The 438-nt window shown below is 83.1% G+C and carries 1 protein-coding gene; it reads left to right on the top strand.

Features of this window, described 5'->3' with window-relative positions:
* The coding region (locus ACOV8S_RS16680) for a phosphatase PAP2 family protein (protein WP_448318587.1) at positions 1–381 on the top strand (381 nt) is incomplete at its 5' end.
* Positions 382–438: the final 57 nt, after the last annotated feature.

Here is a 438-nt window from a genome sequence, read left to right as displayed (position 1 = left end):
GCGGGGGCCCGCCCCCGCCGCTCCGAATGGCTGCGCGGCGCCGCGCTCACCGCCGCCGCCCAGGCCGCCAGCGTGGGCGTCAAGCGCCTGGTGCGCCGCCCCCGGCCCACCGCCGTCCAGGCCCGGGTGCCGGTGCTGGCCAACCATTCCTTCCCCAGCTCGCACGCCGCCTCCAGCGCCGCCGCGGCCGTGGCGGCCGGGGTGCTGCTCCCGGCGGCCGGGGCGGTGGCCGCACCGGTGGCCGTCGCGATGTGCCTGTCCCGGGTGGTGGCCGGCGTGCACTACCCGAGCGACGTCGCCGCCGGCGCCCTGCTGGGCGCGGCCGTCACCGGCCTGGGGGCGCGCGGGCTGCGAGGGCCGCGGGGGAGGCGCCGTGGCTGAACGCGTCGCGGCCACCGGCCCCCGGCTGGTCGGACCCCGCGGCCGCCCGGCCGGTAC

It is taken from the genome of Streptomyces sp. CO7, assembly GCF_053474865.1.
This window is presented reverse-complemented; position numbering and strand designations above follow the sequence as displayed.